The organism is Cronobacter sp. EKM101R (genome assembly GCF_963888145.1).
GTDB classification, from domain to species: Bacteria; Pseudomonadota; Gammaproteobacteria; order Enterobacterales; family Enterobacteriaceae; genus Cronobacter; species Cronobacter turicensis.
On the sequence record NZ_CAWPHW010000001.1, the window covers coordinates 406,780 to 424,074 of the forward strand.

Here is a 17,295-nt window from a genome sequence, read left to right on the forward strand (position 1 = left end):
GCTTTACCGCAAGATAAAGGCAGTGTAGAGGACGTCAGTCACTACCTGCTTCGGTTGTCCTGCCACCAGCGGCGCGGAGAGCGTCTGTTTGATAGCCTCCACCAGCTTCTGTTTGCCTTCATCGGTCGCCAGTTGCGAGGCGTCCTGACGAGAGAAGAGCAGCAGCAGACGGCTGCGCACTTCCGGCAGATAGTCGCTCAAACGCTGGCGGGTCGCCTCGTCCTTCAGACGCAGCGTAATGCCGACATACAGCACGCGGTCGGCATCACCCAGGTTCACGGTGAAGGTGTCCAGTGCGAAAAAGACCGGCGCCGGCGGCGGTTCTGGCGCCGCTTTAGCCGCGGTGGTGCCATGCTGCTGCATACGCCAGTAGCTGTAACCTGCCGTCGCACAGGCAGCGAGAGTTATAATGACCAGTAACGGGATCCAGATGGAGCGTTTACGGCCTTTACCTTTGGTGATTGCGCTGTCAGTCATCAGACTCGGGTTTCCTGTATCAGTACTGCGATAGAGTGATTATCCCGTCTCTGCGCGCAGTCAAAGCCTGGAAAAAACGGGAATAATCACGTTACCTCTGGCGTTAGGCAAAGATATCGACCGCGCCGTTGCCGCGAGCGGCTGCCTGAAGGCTTGCCGGAGCGGCAATCGCTTCTTCTTCGCCATTCAGGCTAAAACCGCCGCCGGAACGGGATGAGGCAGACTGTTGCGGGTTGTTTTGCTGCTGCTGACCGCTAAAGTTTTCGCTGCTGATGCTGCTCTGGCCCAGCTGAATACCGCTTTCCGCGAGCTGCGCGCGCAGCGTCGGGAGGGCAGCTTCCAGCGCGGCGCGCACGTGGCTGTGCGGCGACACCATCTGCACCTGCGCCATATTGTCGTCAAGCTTCAGGCTGATTTGTACCGCGCCCAGTTCTTCCGGGTGCAGGCGCAGCTCGGCGCTCTGCTGGCCGTTGCGGGTAAAGAGCGTAATGTGCTGGCTCACCGAGCTCTGCCAGTCCGGGGTACCGAGCGGCGCGGTGACCTGCGGGGTCGGCATCGCGATCACCGGGGCGGTGTTCTGCGAACCCTGAGTCGTCGTGGACGACAGCGCATGCAGGTTCAGGTTGTGCGGCACCTGCGTACTGCTGACGTCGGCGGCGGTTTTATCGAGCGTTGACACAGGCGCGACGACATCCGCAGCTACCTGGCCGGTCACCGGCGCGCTGGCGGCGGCCGCCGTCAGCGGGGTGGCGGCGTCATCGCTTTTAGCGCTGGTTTTGGCATCGCTTTTGGCGTTGCCGAGCGTCTGAGTCAGGCTCGCCGCCGGGCTAAAGCCGCTGGCGCTCAGTGCGGCGACGCCCTGAGCCTGCGTCTGCATCGTTGCGCCCGCGGCCGCGTTCGGCTGCTGAGTCGGCGGCAGCATGGCGAAGAGGGCGCTTAAGGCGGCCATATCTTCATCGCTGAGCTTTTTATCGTCGTCAAGACCAGCGGTTTTCAGCGCGGGCTTCGCGGCGTCAGCCGTCACCGCCTGCGCATCGCCTGCGGCAAGCGTCAGATCGGCCGGGGTGATTTCGCCGTTGGTCAGTTGATCCAGCAGTCGCGCCAGATCGTTCTGCACGCCCGGCTGGCTTGCCGTGGCGTCGGCCAGCGTTTTACCCGCCAGCGTCTCTTTACCGGCGCCCTGCAACTGCGCGAGCGACAGCGTTTTACCGTCGGCAAGCGGGAGTCCGCCTGCGAAATGCTGGCCTAACAGCGCCAGGAAATCCTGCGCCGCGTCGCCGCCTTTCGCATCGAGGCCTTTCAGCCCGGCACCCGTGCCGGTCGCATCGACGTCGCTGGTCAGCACAACATTGGGCAACGTAATCATTCGCCTTTCCTCATTGATGCCCGCTGGGCAAATTCATCCATTCTTTTTTGATCGAGCCGGTTTTCCGCCAGCAGCGCCGCGCTGGCCTGCCGGTCCTGGAGTGTTTGCCAGGCCTGAAGACGCTGCTTCTTCTCTTTCCAGAAGGAGAGCGCCTGATCGACTTTGTTATTCCACTGCGACAGCTGGAGGCGATGCTGTTCAATCGCTTTTTCCAGCGTCTGGATAAACTGCTGGTAATTGACCCAGCGGTTACTGGCAATCCCCTGCGTCATGGTCTGATTCAGGTTATTGCGATATTCCTGCTGATAGTTCATCAGCATCGACAGTTGTTCTTCCGCCTGCTGACAGCCGCGACGCATTTCGCCAAGCCGCAACGCGGCATCGTCGACTTCTTTCTCAGCCATATCTTTAAGCGTGTTCAGCGCGCCATTTTGTTTCATGGCTACCTCCCTCATACCTCATCATACTGACGGGAAGATAAGTTCCAGTGCCTGCAACGCATCCTCTACACCGGAACGTTCGTAAATACCCTGCTGCAGAAACGCTTCCAGTTGCGGCCACAGCGTAATGGCGCGATCCAGCATCGGATCGCTGCCTTTGGCATAAGCTCCGACGCTCACCAGATCGCGGTTGCGCTGGAAACTTGAGAGCAGCTGTTTGAAGGTCCGCACGCGCGCGTAATGTTCTTCGCTGATGATGGCTGTCATCACGCGGCTGATGGACGCTTCGATATCAATTGCCGGATAGTGACCGGCTTCCGCGAGGCGGCGCGACAGCACAATGTGGCCGTCGAGAATGGCGCGCGCGGAGTCGGCGATCGGATCCTGCTGGTCGTCGCCTTCGGTCAGTACGGTATAAAACGCGGTAATCGAGCCGCCGCCGGTGATGCCGTTACCGGCGCGTTCCACCAGCGCGGGCAGTTTGGCGAAAACCGAAGGCGGATAGCCTTTGGTCGCCGGCGGCTCGCCGATGGCCAGCGCGATTTCACGCTGCGCCATTGCGTAACGGGTCAGCGAATCCATGATCAGCAGTACGTGCTGACCACGGTCGCGGAAATCTTCTGCGATGCGGGTGGCATACGCGGCGCCCTGCATACGTAATAAAGGAGAGACATCCGCCGGGGCGGCGATCACCACCGAGCGGGCGCGCCCTTCGGCGCCGAGGATGTTCTCGATAAAGTCTTTGACTTCGCGGCCACGCTCGCCGATAAGCCCTACGACGATGACATCCGCCTGGGTGTAGCGCGCCATCATGCCGAGCAGCACCGATTTACCGACGCCGGAACCGGCGAACAGGCCCATACGCTGGCCGCGACCGACGGTGAGCAGGGCGTTGATCGGGCGCACGCCGACATCCAGCACATCTTCAATCGCGGTACGTTGCAGCGGGTTGAACGGCGGCGTGATCAGCGCGCCGGTGGTTTCGGTGTCAGGGGAGGGCAGACCGTCAAGTGGCTTGCCCGCGCCATCCAGCACGCGACCGAGGAGCTGTGGGCCGAGCGGCAGCTGTTTGCTGCTCTGTAACCCTTCGCCCAGGCCCGCGCGGGCATAAACACGCGCGCCTGGTAAAATGCCTTCCACTTCTTCAAGCGGCATTAAAAACAGTTTCTGGCCGTTAAAGCCGACCACTTCGCTTTCCACTTCCTGGAGCTGCGTGCCTTCCTGACGCTCGATAATGCAGGTCGCGCCGAGCGGCAGTTGCAGCCCGGTCGCTTCCAGCACCAGGCCGGTGGCGCGGGTCAGACGACCGTAGCGGCGCACCGACGGCAGTTGCGCCATTTTGGCCTCGAAATTATCGAGGGTATTGAGCCAGCGAGTCAGACGGGCGGTCATTACACCACTCCTGGTGCGGCCAGGCGGCACAGTTCCTGCCAGCGCGTCGCCACGCTCGCATCAAGATCGCCTTCATCGGCGGAGACTTTGCAACCGCCCGGATGCAGCGTCGGGTCGCCGCGCAGACGCCAGCCGTGCAGGCTTAAGGTCGCGCCGAGCATCTCTTCGATACGCTGTAAATCGTCCGGGTGTACGCGCAGCTGCGGTTTGCCGCTGAACAGCGGCTCCTGCTGCAGCAGCGTCTGGATCTGCTTAATCAGATGGTTGTTATCCACCTGGACGTGGCCGATCACCTGGCGCGCGGCTTCCAGCGCCATCTGCATCAGGCGAGAGGCGATCACGCTGTCGAGCGCGTCCAGCGTGTACTGGAATTCGCTCACCAGCTGCTGCATACGCGCATGGATCGGCCCCTGCTGGGCGCGCGCTTCGGCGAGCCCTTGTTCAAGTCCTTTCGAATGGCCTTCCTGGCGGCCCTGCTCGAAGCCTTGCTGACGCCCTTCGGCGAGCCCGGCGTTATAGCCTTGCTCATGCGCCTGGGTTTGCATCATCACCAGCGCTTGCTGCTGCTGTTGCAGACGTAACTGCTCTTCGTCGACTTCTTCGCTTTCGCCGTTGACCGTCTCCTCGAATGCCATAAATTCCGGCATTACAGGCGGGGCGAGGTCATCCGGCATCCAGCGCTGCCAGGGAAGCTTATTAGACATAGGTATCCTCGCCGCTGCCAATTACCATCTCGCCGGTTTCCGCCAGACGACGGACGACGAGCAGGATCGCTTTCTGTTCGTTTTCCACCTGAGACAGACGCACCGGACCGCGGTTGGCCAGGTCGTCGCGCAGGATATCGGCCGCACGCTGCGACATGTTGCGCAGGAATTTTTCGCGCAGCGGCTGCTCGGCGCCTTTGAGGGCGATAAGCAGAGATTCGGACTCCACTTCCTGCAGCAGGCGCTGGATGGAGCGGTCGTCGACTTCCACCAGGTTTTCGAACAGGAACATCTCGTCGATGATTTTCTGCGCCAGATCGCCGTCGAACTCGCGAACCGCCGTAATAACGGCTTCTTCCTGCTGGGTTTTCATCAGGTTGATGATTTCCGCCGCGGTTCTCACGCCGCCCATTTTGCTGCGCTTGAGGTTCTGGCCGTCGAGCAGGTTGTTCAGCACTTCGGTCAGTTCCGCCAGCGCCGCCGGCTGGACGCCGCCGAAGGTGGCGATACGCAGCATCACGTCGTGACGCAGACGCTCGTCGAACAGCGCCAGAATATCCGCCGCCTGGGCACGTTTGAGGTGCACAAGAATGGTGGCGATAATCTGCGGGTGCTCGTCGCGAATAAGGTCGGCGGCGCTCTGCGGCTCCATAAAGTTGAGCGTTTCCATACCCGAAGTGGTCTCTTTGGAGTCGAGAATATCTTCGAGCAGGCTGGAAGCGCGTTCTTCGCCCAGCGCTTTGACCAGCACCGAACGCAGGTAGTCGTTGGTGTTGATGCTCAGCGCCGCGAACTGTTCCGCTTCCTGCTCAAACTCCGCCAGCACGTCAGTCAGCTGTTTGTTAGAGATCTGACGCACGCTCGCCATCGCGGCGCTGAGGTGCTGCACCTCGCGAGGCGAGAGGTGCTTGAACACCTCCGCCGCGCGGTCTTCGCCGATGGTCATCAGCAGAATGGCGCTTTTGTCGGTGCCGGACAGCCCATTCGGATTAGCGTTGGAATTAGCGTTACTCATAGCTCGTTACTCATCCACTGGCGGATGACCAGCGCGACCACGCGCGGATCGTTATCTGACATTTCGCGGATACGCTGGCTCATCACTTCTGCGCTCAGACGCTGGTTAGCGCGGCGCTGCTGCGTCTGTTCGTCTTTGCTCAGGCGAACTTCCACGGACTCTTCCACTTCTTGACGCTGCTGCTGAATTTCCTGTACGCGCTTAACTTCTTCAGCGCGGCGCTGCAGCTGCGGACGGACCGCTTTACGCCACAGCAGCCAGGCGACAATCAGCACCACCAGCCAGCGGCCTGCGGACAGGAGCTGATCGATGAAGGCTTGCTGCTTCCAGAATGGCAGTTCGCCACCGGCTTCATCGCTCGCGGTAAACGGCGAGTTGACCACGTTCAGGGTGTCGCCGCGCTTGTCGGAGTAGCCCATCGCTTCGCGGGTCAGGTCTTCAATCTGTTTCAGCTGATCGGCGGTCAGCGCGAGCGGCTTGCCGTTGCCCAGCTGACGGTAGTTCACCACCACGGCAACAGAGAGACGCTGCACGTCGCCCACATTCATCTTGGTATGGCGAATGGTGCGATCCACTTCGTAGTTCGTGGTTTCGTCACGCTGGCTGCTGTGCGGGCCGCTGCTGGCGCCAGTGGTGCTGGTGCTCTGCGTACGCTGCGCGTTCTGGCCATTCGCATTCTGACCGTTAGCGTTCTGTCCGTTGGCATTCTGCCCGGCAGGCGCATCGATAGGCGCGCTGTTCGCCGGTGCCGGCTGGTTAGAGAGCGCGCCCGGTACGCCGCCCGGATTGCCCGCGCCCACCTGGTCGTTGGTGTTCAGCTGGCGAGAACGTACCGCCATCTGCGACGGGTCGCTGTTCGGACGGTACTGCTCTTCGGTCTGTTCTTTATTAGAGAAATCGATCTGCGCGGTAACCTGGGCATGGACGTTGCCGGTGCCGACGATAGGCGCAAGGATAGATTCGATACGGCGCTGGATACGGCCTTCAACGTCGGAGGCGTATTTCAGCTGGGCGTCGTTAAGATCGCGAGCGCCGGTGCCGGACTGGGTCAGCAGGCGACCTGCCTGATCCACCAGCGTCACGTTACCCGGCGGCAGGCCCGCGACCGCGCTGGAGACCATATGCACGACGGCAGCGACCTGACCGTCATCAAGCGTGCGACCCGGTTGCAGGCTCAGGGTGACCGACGCGGAAGGCGATTTCTGCTCGCGAACGAATAAAGAGGGTTTTGGCATGGCGAGGTGAACACGCGCCGACTTCACCGGACCTAAGGTCTCGATGGTGCGCGCCAGTTCGCCTTCCAGCGCGCGCTGGTAGTTAACCTGCTCGCTGAACTGGCTGATGCCGAATTTTTCCTGATCCATCAGCTCAAAGCCCACGGCGCCGCCTTTCGGCAGCCCCTGCTGGGCGAGACGCAGACGCAGGTCGTACACCTTCTCGGCAGGCACCATGATAGAGGCGCCGTTATCCGCGAAGTTGTAAGGGATGTTCATCTGAGTCAGTTGGGTGACGATAGCGCCGCCGTCCTGATCGCTCAGATTGCTGTAAAGCACGCGGTACTCCGGCTGTTTTGCCCAGAGCACCAGAGCCACAATGATAGCAACCGCGGCGGCCCCGGCCACCATTAAGGGGATCTTCGGGTTTGCGCGTAAGCGGTTGAGCCACTCTACGGTTTTATTTTGTGGCGTTTGAGTTGAAGCTGCGGCAGTCATTGCGCCCCTCTTGACTCAGCGTTGACAGAATAATGCGTGTTATGAAGCAAAACGGACTCCAGGGTCGGCAAGCACGACTAAAGTTCCACTATGATGGCGAGGGTCATTATTGGCTGTTACGCGATTTTCTATGGGTCAAATAGGTTGGTTTTTTATCGTTATTTAGAGCCTTTATCCCATTGACAAAATGTTACTCTGCACCCCGTTGAAAAATCATCCAGGGGTAAAAGATGGCTATTCAGGGTATTGAAGGGGTACTCCAGCAGATGCAGGCCACCATGCAGGTGGCGCGCAATAATGCTGTCGAGACCCCGCCCTCCGTGAGTTTCGCCGGAGAGTTACAGGCCGCGCTTGGACGTATCAGCGATACGCAAAACGCCGCCCGCACTCAGGCGGAAAAATTCGCAATCGGCACGCCGGGCGTGGCGCTGAACGATGTGATGGTTGACCTGCAAAAATCGTCCATTTCACTGCAGATGGGCGTCCAGGTGCGTAACAAGCTGGTTGCGGCATACCAGGACATTATGAATATGCAGGTGTAGTAACCCGCTAAACGGGTTGATAGAAATCTATCAGGCACGCTTTTATGAGCAGGTGGCGATGAGCTGGCAGAGAATCTCTGTCTGTTCAGGGCTGCCTGCTTTTTTTGCTTTATGGGGCTGAGGGCCGCAAGCGGGTTAGCGGTGCGGGCTAATTTGACTGGCAGGGGATTGAAGCGTACGGGATGCGGCAGCGGGACATCCTGGTGCCGAGTGATATGCGCGGCGGGTTGACGGGAATACAGCGCAACTTTACACCCGGTTAAACGAGGGGCGGAAAAGATCTGTCGATTGTATGATGAAGCCTTTAGCCATAAATAACCCTTGTCTGAATAACGCATGGGGTGTTTTTAAAGGTATAACAGGTATCGATACTGGAAGGTAAAGGTGGATAAGGAAATATGAAGATGTTCAGTCGTCTCGTTTTATTACTATGCCTGGTCATACCGCCACTGTGTTTTGCGGCCTCACATGAAGAGATATTGCAGGTAAATGCCGCACAGAAGGTAGGCAGCCAGGTTATATGCCACGTTCCCTGGAATATTATCGTGGACCAGAAGCCCGTGACGCTGGATATCCGACACAACATGACCGTGCTTTCAAATCAGGGTAACAAGCGAGTATTTCAGGTCATTACGACATTCGTACCGTCTGGCACGACCACGCCTGTTATTACACAACGCTATCGCCTCAACGTGATGACAGACGATACGGGAGAGAAGCATAAGGTTGATCCGGACAGCATCAGCGTTACCAGTCCATATTCCGTACAAATGGCCCAACAGAATGAATCCCAGCTGCGTAATACCCCTGAGAGTTATCAATCAGACAGCATGGTGATGGTGACAAAATTTCCTGACTTCACCGTTCAGGGGTATGCAGATGGCCCCGTCACGCTATGTACGATAGTGTCTGAAAATAATAACGGGTAGCGTCAGGCGGCCTGCCTGAGCTTCATACGATGATGCGTCGGGCAGGCATGAGGCAGAGGTGCGCAAACCTTTTGCTTTCAGAAACCGGTGAATGCAAAACAGCGCTTCAGTAAATCGAACCGCCGTAATAAGCACGCTATTGCATAGCGCGTTTTTAATCCTGCTTTCGCTGGCGATATTCAACGGCGCGCGTAATAACGACATAAAAGCAGGGAACGAAAAACACCGCCAGCAGCGTCCCGCTTATCATCCCGCCGAACACGCCCGTGCCTATCGCATGCTGGGTACTGTCGCTTGCACCTTTCGCGAGCATCAGCGGCACCACGCCAAGCGTGAACGCCAGCGAGGTCATCAGAATAGGGCGTAAGCGCTGGCGTGCGGCCGTCATCACCGCTTCGCTCAGGCTCGCGCCGTTGGCGCGTAACTGCCTCGCAAATTCGATAATCAGAATCGCGTTTTTAGCGGAAAGCCCAATCAGGGTGATCAGGCCCACCTTGAAAAACACATCATTCGTCATATTCGCCACCATCACCGCCGTTACGGAGCCGAGCAGGCCGAGCGGCACCACCAGCATCACCGCAAGCGGAACCGACCAGCTTTCATAGAGGGCGGCGAGCACCATAAAGACCACCAGAATGGAGAGCGCGATGAGGCCGGGAAGCTGTGCGGCAGACGCCTGCTCCTGCAAGGAGCTGCCCGCCCATTCGCCGGCGAAACCCGTCGGTAACGTTTTCGCCAGTTGCTCCATCGCGACCATGGCGGCGCCGCTGGATTTCCCTGGCGCCGCGCTTCCGGTGATGCGGATAGCCGGGTAGCCCTGGTAGCGATTGAGCTGCTGCGGCGCCTGGTTCCAGGACATCGTCACGAAGGTCGACAGCGGCAGCATTTCTCCCTGGCGGTTTTTCACCGATAAGCGCAGCACCTGCTCCGGTTGCATACGGAACGGGGCATCCGCCTGAACGATCACCTGCTGAACGCGGCCATTATTGGTGTAATCATTGACATAATTTGATCCCACCGCGACGGAAAGCGTTTGGTTGATCTCCTCAAACGACACGCCCAGGGCTTGCGCTTTTTCCCTGTCGACGTCAAGCGCGAGACGGGTGCCGTCCGCAAGGCCATCGATATAAACATCGCTTAGCGTATCGCTTTGGTTCGCGCGCTGAACAAGGTTGTCCGCGGCCTGTTTTAACGCCGCATAGCCCCTGGCCCCTCTGTCCTGCAAATAGTACGTAAAACCAGATGAGGTCCCCATATCGGAAATCGCCGGGGGGAGAAGACTCATTGTCACGGCATCCGACACCGTTTCCATGCTCGACTGAATATGGTTCGCTTCACTTTGCGCCGTGATCCCCTCGCGCTGGCCCCAGTCTTTCAGCGTGGTAAACGCCATCGCGGAGTTAGGCCCGGAGCCTGAAAACCCAAACCCCAGGATCATGATGTTGCTTTCAATCGCCTGGCGCGTTGCTATCTCTTCTTCGAATTTATGCACTACGTTAAGCGTTCGCTGCATCGTGGCGTCGGAAGGCAGCTGTATCGACGACATAAAGTAGCCCTGATCTTCTTCCGGCAGAAACGAGGAGGGCAGAGACGACAACCCGGCATACAGCGCGAGACACAACGCCGCATAAAGCATCATCATACGTCCGGTACGCTTCAGAAGCCTTCCGAGCGTAGTTTCGTATAACGAAGCCAGAGTATCGAAACGGGTATTAAACCAGCGGGAAAACGCGCTGGCTTTCTGCTGAGGCTTTAACAGCGTAGCGCAGAGCGCGGGCGTCAGCGTCAGCGCCAGGAAGGCGGACAGCAAAATGGAGACCGCCATAGCAATACAGAACTGGCGATAAATAATCCCGACCGATCCGCCCGTAAACCCCATCGGTATAAAGACCGCCGTCAGCACCAGGGTAATGCCAATGATGGCGGGGGTTATCTCCCGCATCGCCTCATGGGTGGCATCGCGTGGCGACAATCCTTTTTCATGCATCAGGCGTTCGACATTCTCCACCACCACGATAGCGTCATCGACAATAATGCCGATGGCTAACACCATGCCGAACATAGTCAGAATATTGATGGAGTACCCCATTAAATACATGACGGTAAACGTCCCGAGCAGCGCCATAGGCGCCACAATCGCCGGGATCAGGGTGCAGCGGATTTTATGCAGGAAAAGAAACATCACCAGGAAGACCAGGATCATCGCTTCGACAAAGGTCTTCACCACTTTCATGACGGACAGCTTCACAAAAGGGGCCGTATCAAAAGGCACGGTAAACGTCATGCCGTCAGGCAGCACGGGTGACAGTTCGGCAAGCCGCGAACGGATGCCGGCGGCGGTACTGATCGCATTCGCCCCAGGTGAGAGCTGGATAGCGGCCGCGGTCGCCGGTACGCCATTTTCGCGTATGCCAAAAGCGTAGCTTTGCAGGCCGGACTCCACGCGGGCGACGTCAGAGAGCGTCAGGCGCGCGCCGCTGGTCTCTGATTTAAGCGTAATATTGCGAAACGCCTCAACCGAGGTCAGTTGGCCCTTGAGCGTAATGGGATACGTCACGCCCTGATCGGGCGTTGTCGGTTCATCGCCCGTTCTGCCTGGCGAAACGATGACGTTCTGCTGGCTAAGCGCGGTTAAAACGTCGGTGATGGAAAGCCCGTAACCGTGAAGTTTCATTGGGTCCAGCCAGATACGCAGCGCCTTTTCGCCGCCAAACAGCTGCACTTTGCCCACCCCCGGTACGCGGCGCAGCTCATCGGTGACATTTCTCGCAAAATAGTCGCTGAGATCCGCCTCTTCATACTGGCCGTTCTGCGATTTCAGGCCCACCATCATCAGAAACCCGGCGTTTGCGGCCTCAACGCTGATGCCATTCTGCCGCACCGCCTGGGGCAAACGAGGCTCGACAATTTTTATCTGGTTTTGCAGATCCATCTGCGCCAGTTTGATATCGGTGCCGGGTTTGAAGGTCACCGTAATCGACGCCATGCCGGTGGTATCGCTGGACGATTCAAAATAGAGCAAATCATCAACGCCAGAAATTTCGCGCTCGATTAATGAAACCACGGAGGTGTTCATCACCTCCGGGCTGGCGCCCGGGTAACTCACGGAAATGATGATTCCGGGCGGCGCCACGGCGGGATATTGCGCCACAGGCAGATGCGGGATACAGATAACCCCGGTGAGGGCGATAAAAAGCGCCACGACCCAGGCGAAAACAGGGCGTTCAATAAAAAAGTGCGACATGAATACGATTTCCAGTGAGCATGCTATTGTGGCGTTGAAACAGAACGTTTTGTCGGGTAACTCTTTAAGGCATAAACCGGTCATGATGACGTAACGCAGTCCGGGAGCTGGCGCGCCTGTGAATGTTTCTGTTAACCGGGTTATCCGGGGCGAAATAATAAAAAAAGCATTCTAAGGGCCGCGCGTTTAAGGCGTATGGACGGTTTATGGAGGAAGTGTGGAGCGCCCCTGGATACCCGCATCCTCCTCGTAGTCATGATAAGGCGCGTTTTTACAGCATTCGTATAAAAAGATATAAAGGCGAGCCGGTAAAAAAGAGGATGAGAAAGCACTCATAGTAGAAAACCAAATCGTCGAGATCCGGTAGTGTATTCAGTAGCACGCTGAACAGTAAAATAAGAATAATAAAAGCGAGGACTAACCCAAGCGTCATTATATACCAGGCCTGCGCGACGCCCGCCTGCTTTTGCGCCAGTACAGAAAACACGGTAACGCCCATACAGATGAAAATAATGGGCGAGGAGAGCAGGGTGGCCGCGACCCTTTCGTCGATGCTGTGTATTAAAATTAACCACAGGTGAAGGAGCGCCCAGGAAACAAGCAGAAAGAGACAAGCGGTTGCGATTTTCCGGATAATGAAAAAGTGATTACACATCATCATTGGCTTCTCTATAAATACGGTCTCACTGACTGACATTCCCTGTCGGATGCCATTGCTGGTCATTATTTCCCTGACGTGTTGCGTGATGATAGGGATTATGTGTAGCCAGTGTGGAGAGCGTAACGCCGACCGCGGCCGTAAATTTTCTGTCGCAGCGGCAACTTTCCTGCGCCCGAAAGGTCTCAATGTTCCATAGCAACCGGACAAAAGATAAAACAGGCGCTTCATTGCGCACAGGGAATATTCCCCCGGCTACGAGTCATTATTGCCGCCACGATTTTTATGCAAATAATAGCCAGTCGCTACAGGCTTACCGTATGAACAGAGATAAAATGAACGCACACAATTTGATTATTGTCGCAGAAGATGACGACGAAATTGCCGATATACTGACAAGCTATCTGCATCAGGCGGGAATGAAAACGCTGCGGGCGACGGACGGAGAGCAGGCCATCAATGCGGTGCGTCGTTATAAGCCGGAACTCATTTTGCTGGATATACACCTGCCGGTGTTTGACGGCTGGAAAGTCCTCTCCACGCTGCGCCAGGAGAGTAATGTGCCTGTCATTATGGTCACGGCGCTCGATCAGGACGTGGATAAGCTCATGGGGCTGCGGCTTGGCGCAGATGATTATGTTATCAAGCCTTTTAATCCTTCCGAGGTGGTCGCGCGGGTTGAAGCGGTATTACGCAGGGCCAGACCGGGGGCGGAAAGCCCCGGCTCCCGGCCGGTCAGAACGCCTTTTCTTACTATCTACCCGGATGATTTCTATGTGGAAATTACCGCCGACGGCAGGGTGAGTACGCCGGTGCTGACCACCACGGAATTTAAGCTGTTGATGCATCTCGCGCGAAACCCGCGCAAAGTCTGCACCCGTGAAGAACTGCTCAACGCCTGCCTGCCTGATGGCGACACGCTTGACCGGACGGTGGACAGCCATATGAGCAAACTGCGTAAAAAGCTTGAGCTCGCGGGCCTTAACGGGGTGCCGGAAAGCATAAGAGGAATAGGCTACCGACTCGGAGAAAATAAATGAAACAAGAGCCCGTCCTGAGTCGTCAAATATTGACGTATATGCTCTCTCTGACGTTTATTATTATTTTTATCGCCATTCTCGGCTCGTATTTATTCTATACCTTTCTGTTGGATTATATTCCCGGTGGGGCGGACGCGGGGAATGAAGATTCGATGACGATGTGGGACTGGTTGTGGATCGCGACCGCCTCGACCATTAGTCTGATGGTTTCGCTTTTTTTTACGGTCAAGCTCTCGTCCCGCATCCTTACGCCCTTAAATGAAGTGGCCTATAGCCTTAAGCGAATCTCGAAAGGGGATCTTGATGCCAGAGCCTTTTGCGCCAGTTCTCAACTGGGCGAGATGAATCATCTGGTCAACGACTTTAACGATATGGCTGAGAAACTACAGACGCTCGACGTGCAGCGCAAAGCGTGGAATGCCGCCATCGCCCATGAGCTAAGGACGCCCGTCACCATTTTGCAGGGAAGGCTGCAGGGGCTGGTGGACGGCGTCTTTACGCCGGAGCCGGTATTGTTTCAAAAGCTGCTTAAACAAACCGAAGGACTGACCCGACTGATAGAAGATCTCCGGGTCGTCAGCTCTGACGGCGGCGCTGGGTACACGTTAAGCCAAAGCGACGTCGATCTCAGGGAGACGATAACGGAGGCGCTTGATGCCTTTATGCCGCAATTTAAGCGCCAGCAATTTGAGATTAAGACAGAACTCAAACCGCAGCGCTGCATGTGTGATGCGCTGCGTATTAATCAGTGTTTGACGGTGCTTTTTGATAACGCGCTGCACTACTCCACTTCGCGGTCGCTCACTATAAAAAATGGCGTTACGAATAAAGAAAACTACATCATTATTCAGGACCAGGGCCCTGGCATTCCTGAAGCGTTTCACACCTTTCTTTTTCAGCCTTTTCAGCGTGAGAAAGACGCCAGCGCCCTTAACCCGCATGGCTGCGGCTTAGGGTTATCCGTGGTAAAAGCCATTATGTCAGCCCACGGTGGTGATGCGACGTATCGGTTAACGAAGCAGCATCACTCAATCTTCAGGCTGGCCTGGCCGGTCGCCTGATGAACCGGGGCAGGCTCAAACGAGCCTTTCCCGGCTCTTTAAATGCCACCGTCTTCCGAGCTTTGCATCCCACTCCACTGGCGTGATGGTCAGTTTACCGCGTCGCGGACTTAGCGTGATTTCGCTAAAATAGATGTGCGCTTTCGTGAGCATCAGATCGACCCGGCAATACCCGATGCCGTTCGCCAGCTCCTGCGCGGCCAGAATAGCCTGATGAAATAACGCAGGCTCGCGTATCGCTTCCGGCGTATTAGGATATTCCATCCGGAAGGGCTGTAATTGCCAGTAGCGATCATAGACATTCACAAACCCCTTTCCCTGCGCATCGGTAAAATCGGCCTCGATAAAACTGGCCTCACCGTGAAAACAGTGTATACGCAACATTTCAGGCGTGGTGCTTTGGTCTGCGCCGGCATAGACGTCAATATAGGTCTCGCATAAAATACAGGGCTTAATATTTTTATACTGCCACTCTCGCGTGGTGTAATACATGTTTTTCTTAAGCGCAAGCTTAAGCTTGTATACTGATTTATGGTGATTAAAAGCCTCTTTATTCGTACACACCATTGTGCTGCCGCTATCATGATTGCATTTTAAAACAAACTTTCCAGGAAGTTTTGTAAAATCAATATGCTCAGCCCTGATGTAAACGCCAATTAAGGGCACCGTTTTTACTCTCTGCGTTTTGGCATGGACGTAATCACGCACGGCGAGTTTGTCTGCCAGAAGGGTATAGAGGTCATCACGTTCATACACCAAGCGGTGACAGATCTTCTCGCTTAGCGTGGTGGGCGTTTTGATATCAGGGCAATATCCGGTTATTTCCCGGAGCCTGCCGGTATGAAATTTCAGGTCTGAGCTGAAAACGGTTCTGCATTTCCTGAGGAAAAACTCAGCACATTTTAAATGATAATTTAGTCTGCTCATCGCGTCCTCTCCGGGGTATACGCGATAGTGTGCAGGTGAAGTATTGATTCTTATTGTCTGGCGTATGGAGCCAATATGGAGAGCGAGGAGCGCATCGCGTCAGAGACGCGCCCATGTTTCTGACCTCAGACGTTAAAAAGCGATATTTCTTTAACGTCCGCTTCAGGGTTGGCTTGTTTTACCGCAACAAGAAATTGTGCGAAGTTATGATTTAGCAGGGTGATATTATGAAAAAAGCGCGCTTCTTTTTTCAGTCCATTATTACTATAAACCACCACCCAGTTACGGCGGTTATTGACCGTGGTATAGCCTGGTTTAACACTGACGATGTCAGAAAGGTTAATTTCTTCTGTGGTATCTCCCTTCATTCTGTATAAAGCGTGCTTGTCAAAACAATAGCGTTCTTTTGTCAGGCCCCAGCCAAACAACGAAGGATTATATGATATCTGTTTCATTTCATTGCTATCTGAAAAGGCAGGCTTTGGGTTGCGCAGCTTGCGAAGGAACAGCCTGAGCAGAATACAAATCACAATCAGGGGTAATAAGCCTAATAAAACATTCATTATTTGCTGCATGTGCTTTTCCGTGCATTGATTTATATTGATCCTCACCGATGCGTACAGGGTTGTCAACCGGGTAGTAATACCTGGCGCGGGTCTGATGTTATATCGCGTAAAGTAAAAGCGTCGCCGAAGGTAATAACAGAATCAAAAGGGCAGAGGGCTTACCTGCCTCAAGGCGTGCGAAGAACGATTCCGTCTTCGCCTTACCTGAAGCGTTGTCCATTCTGAAGCCAGAGCCTGGCAACGTCTTACGTTGCCCTCTGCGCGCTCAAGACTAACGACTGATGGTGCTGTTTAAGGCATCGATTGAAGTCTGCAGTCCAGCCTCTACGCTCATGGTGAGATCTTCCATCTCCAGCGACACGTCGCCATCATAGCCAGTCATGCGCAGTACCGAGAAAAACTCCTTCCACCATTTCAAATCCTGGCCGCAGCCCACCGCCACATAGTTCCATGTGCGGGTTCTGGTACTGGTCACCGGTTGATACTCCATCAGCCCGTCCACATCGGCCAGACCACGTTCAATACGCGCATCCTTACCGTGTACGTGGAATATCGCGCCTTCCAGCTTACGCACCGCGGCAATCGGATCCGCGCCCATCGCAATCAGGTGCGAGGGATCGAGATTCATGCCAATGATGTCGCCTGCCGCATGACGCAGACGCAGCAGCGTGGAAGGGTTGTAAACCAGTTGCCCGGGAAAGGCTTCAATAGCGATGTGCTCAACGCCATGCGTCTTCGCATGCTGCACGAACTTTTTCCACCACGGGATAGCGATGTCATTCCACTGATAATCAATGACGCCTGGCATATAGTCAGGCCAGGAGACGGTAGAGGTTATCCAGTTTGGAATACGATCGTCAGGGCCGCCGCCCGGCAGGCCGCTCATCATTACGATTTTTTTTACGCCCAGCTTGCCGGCAAGCTCAACGGCGCGGTAGCTGCTTCTGCTGTGTATTTCTCCGAGTTCACCCGGCGCCAGCGGATTACCGGAGCAATTCAGCGCCACAATACGCATCTCGCGCGTCGCCAGCTCGTCTCTGAACGCTTCAAGCTTCTCTGGCGAGGCGAGTAACGCGTCGGTGGGCACGTGCGGACACGGCGACCAGCCGCCCGCGGTCATCTCCACGCCGCTGATGCCATAACTTTTCACTTTATCCAGCATGGCCGGGAAGGGTAAATTCCCCAGAACGTCAGTACATAATGCGAGTTTCATTATTGCTCC

The 17,295-nt window shown here is 56.0% G+C and carries 16 protein-coding genes; 4 read left to right on the top strand and 12 right to left on the bottom strand.

Annotated elements, in window-relative coordinates; genetic code table 11:
* Nucleotides 1-3: 3 nt before the first annotated feature.
* From fliL to fliF, 7 genes are all read right to left on the bottom strand, one after another.
* Nucleotides 4-477 carry a flagellar basal body-associated protein FliL gene (gene fliL, locus AACV31_RS01975; RefSeq protein ID WP_004388144.1) on the bottom strand — a complete coding sequence of 158 codons (474 nt, stop codon included), beginning with the start codon at nt 475-477 and terminating at the stop codon, nt 4-6.
* A 103-nt stretch (nt 478-580) separates the two neighbouring features.
* Nucleotides 581-1,843, bottom strand: coding sequence for a flagellar hook length control protein FliK (fliK, locus tag AACV31_RS01980; RefSeq protein ID WP_165154587.1), 1,263 nt, complete (start codon nt 1,841-1,843; stop codon nt 581-583).
* Nucleotides 1,840-2,283 carry a flagellar export protein FliJ gene (gene fliJ / locus AACV31_RS01985; protein WP_007699260.1) on the bottom strand — a complete coding sequence of 148 codons (444 nt, stop codon included), beginning with the start codon at nt 2,281-2,283 and terminating at the stop codon, nt 1,840-1,842. Before fliJ ends, fliK begins: the two co-directional genes overlap by 4 nt.
* A 21-nt stretch (nt 2,284-2,304) precedes the next feature.
* A complete protein-coding gene (gene fliI, locus AACV31_RS01990) occupies nt 2,305-3,675 on the bottom strand; it encodes a flagellar protein export ATPase FliI (protein WP_041923704.1) in 1,371 nt (456 codons plus the stop codon).
* The gene (gene fliH / locus AACV31_RS01995; protein WP_007769339.1) at nt 3,675-4,379 is read right to left on the bottom strand and encodes a flagellar assembly protein FliH; all 705 of its coding nucleotides are present in this window, start codon (nt 4,377-4,379) and stop codon (nt 3,675-3,677) included. The genes fliI and fliH overlap by 1 nt, the downstream gene beginning before the upstream one ends.
* Complete coding sequence (fliG, locus tag AACV31_RS02000; protein ID WP_041923703.1) at nt 4,372-5,394, bottom strand: flagellar motor switch protein FliG; 1,023 nt, start codon at nt 5,392-5,394, stop codon at nt 4,372-4,374. The genes fliH and fliG overlap by 8 nt, the downstream gene beginning before the upstream one ends.
* The gene (gene fliF / locus AACV31_RS02005) at nt 5,391-7,106 is read right to left on the bottom strand and encodes a flagellar basal-body MS-ring/collar protein FliF (RefSeq protein WP_075199173.1); all 1,716 of its coding nucleotides are present in this window, start codon (nt 7,104-7,106) and stop codon (nt 5,391-5,393) included. Before fliF ends, fliG begins: the two co-directional genes overlap by 4 nt.
* 230 nt (nt 7,107-7,336) lie before the next feature.
* On the opposite strand from fliF, the gene fliE reads away from it, so the two are divergent.
* Nucleotides 7,337-7,648 carry a flagellar hook-basal body complex protein FliE gene (gene fliE, locus AACV31_RS02010; protein ID WP_075199174.1) on the top strand — a complete coding sequence of 104 codons (312 nt, stop codon included), beginning with the start codon at nt 7,337-7,339 and terminating at the stop codon, nt 7,646-7,648.
* A gap of 404 nt (nt 7,649-8,052) precedes the next feature.
* Complete coding sequence (locus tag AACV31_RS02015) at nt 8,053-8,577, top strand: hypothetical protein (protein ID WP_165154585.1); 525 nt, start codon at nt 8,053-8,055, stop codon at nt 8,575-8,577.
* A 154-nt stretch (nt 8,578-8,731) separates the two neighbouring features.
* Here the strand turns inward: AACV31_RS02015 and AACV31_RS02020 are convergent, their stop codons facing one another.
* Together AACV31_RS02020 and crrC are read right to left on the bottom strand one after the other, a co-directional pair.
* The gene (locus tag AACV31_RS02020; protein WP_165154583.1) at nt 8,732-11,821 is read right to left on the bottom strand and encodes a multidrug efflux RND transporter permease subunit; all 3,090 of its coding nucleotides are present in this window, start codon (nt 11,819-11,821) and stop codon (nt 8,732-8,734) included.
* 271 nt (nt 11,822-12,092) lie between these two features.
* Entirely contained in the window at nt 12,093-12,545 is a 453-nt protein-coding gene (gene crrC / locus AACV31_RS02025; protein WP_255491244.1) for a colistin resistant protein CrrC, read from the bottom strand.
* 269 nt (nt 12,546-12,814) lie between these two features.
* Here crrC and AACV31_RS02030 point away from each other — a divergent pair, with 269 nt between their 5' ends.
* Together AACV31_RS02030 and AACV31_RS02035 are read left to right on the top strand one after the other, a co-directional pair.
* Entirely contained in the window at nt 12,815-13,519 is a 705-nt protein-coding gene (locus AACV31_RS02030) for a response regulator (protein ID WP_165154641.1), read from the top strand.
* Entirely contained in the window at nt 13,516-14,580 is a 1,065-nt protein-coding gene (locus AACV31_RS02035) for an ATP-binding protein (RefSeq protein ID WP_165154581.1), read from the top strand. Before AACV31_RS02030 ends, AACV31_RS02035 begins: the two co-directional genes overlap by 4 nt.
* Nucleotides 14,581-14,595: 15 nt before the next feature.
* On the opposite strand, the gene AACV31_RS02040 is transcribed toward AACV31_RS02035, so the two are convergent.
* The 3 genes from AACV31_RS02040 to AACV31_RS02050 all read right to left on the bottom strand — a co-directional run bounded on the left by AACV31_RS02040 (nt 14,596) and on the right by AACV31_RS02050 (nt 17,286).
* The gene (locus AACV31_RS02040) at nt 14,596-15,507 is read right to left on the bottom strand and encodes an ATP-grasp fold amidoligase family protein (protein WP_007769617.1); all 912 of its coding nucleotides are present in this window, start codon (nt 15,505-15,507) and stop codon (nt 14,596-14,598) included.
* Nucleotides 15,508-15,632: 125 nt separating this feature from the next.
* Entirely contained in the window at nt 15,633-16,082 is a 450-nt protein-coding gene (locus AACV31_RS02045; RefSeq protein ID WP_165154579.1) for a hypothetical protein, read from the bottom strand.
* 262 nt (nt 16,083-16,344) lie between these two features.
* Nucleotides 16,345-17,286, bottom strand: coding sequence for a sugar phosphate isomerase/epimerase family protein (locus AACV31_RS02050; RefSeq protein WP_165154577.1), 942 nt, complete (start codon nt 17,284-17,286; stop codon nt 16,345-16,347).
* Nucleotides 17,287-17,295: the final 9 nt, after the last annotated feature.

Coding starts and splice junctions, on each gene's coding strand:
- fliL (WP_004388144.1), bottom strand. CDS start 477: ATGACTGACAGCGCAATCACCAAAGGTAAAGGCCGTAAACGCTCCATC.
- fliK (WP_165154587.1), bottom strand. CDS start 1,843: ATGATTACGTTGCCCAATGTTGTGCTGACCAGCGACGTCGATGCGACC.
- fliJ (WP_007699260.1), bottom strand. CDS start 2,283: ATGAAACAAAATGGCGCGCTGAACACGCTTAAAGATATGGCTGAGAAA.
- fliI (WP_041923704.1), bottom strand. CDS start 3,675: ATGACCGCCCGTCTGACTCGCTGGCTCAATACCCTCGATAATTTCGAG.
- fliH (WP_007769339.1), bottom strand. CDS start 4,379: ATGTCTAATAAGCTTCCCTGGCAGCGCTGGATGCCGGATGACCTCGCC.
- fliG (WP_041923703.1), bottom strand. CDS start 5,394: ATGAGTAACGCTAATTCCAACGCTAATCCGAATGGGCTGTCCGGCACC.
- fliF (WP_075199173.1), bottom strand. CDS start 7,106: ATGACTGCCGCAGCTTCAACTCAAACGCCACAAAATAAAACCGTAGAG.
- fliE (WP_075199174.1), top strand. CDS start 7,337: ATGGCTATTCAGGGTATTGAAGGGGTACTCCAGCAGATGCAGGCCACC.
- AACV31_RS02015 (WP_165154585.1), top strand. CDS start 8,053: ATGTTCAGTCGTCTCGTTTTATTACTATGCCTGGTCATACCGCCACTG.
- AACV31_RS02020 (WP_165154583.1), bottom strand. CDS start 11,821: ATGTCGCACTTTTTTATTGAACGCCCTGTTTTCGCCTGGGTCGTGGCG.
- crrC (WP_255491244.1), bottom strand. CDS start 12,545: ATGACCAGCAATGGCATCCGACAGGGAATGTCAGTCAGTGAGACCGTA.
- AACV31_RS02030 (WP_165154641.1), top strand. CDS start 12,815: ATGAACGCACACAATTTGATTATTGTCGCAGAAGATGACGACGAAATT.
- AACV31_RS02035 (WP_165154581.1), top strand. CDS start 13,516: ATGAAACAAGAGCCCGTCCTGAGTCGTCAAATATTGACGTATATGCTC.
- AACV31_RS02040 (WP_007769617.1), bottom strand. CDS start 15,507: ATGAGCAGACTAAATTATCATTTAAAATGTGCTGAGTTTTTCCTCAGG.
- AACV31_RS02045 (WP_165154579.1), bottom strand. CDS start 16,082: ATGCAGCAAATAATGAATGTTTTATTAGGCTTATTACCCCTGATTGTG.
- AACV31_RS02050 (WP_165154577.1), bottom strand. CDS start 17,286: ATGAAACTCGCATTATGTACTGACGTTCTGGGGAATTTACCCTTCCCG.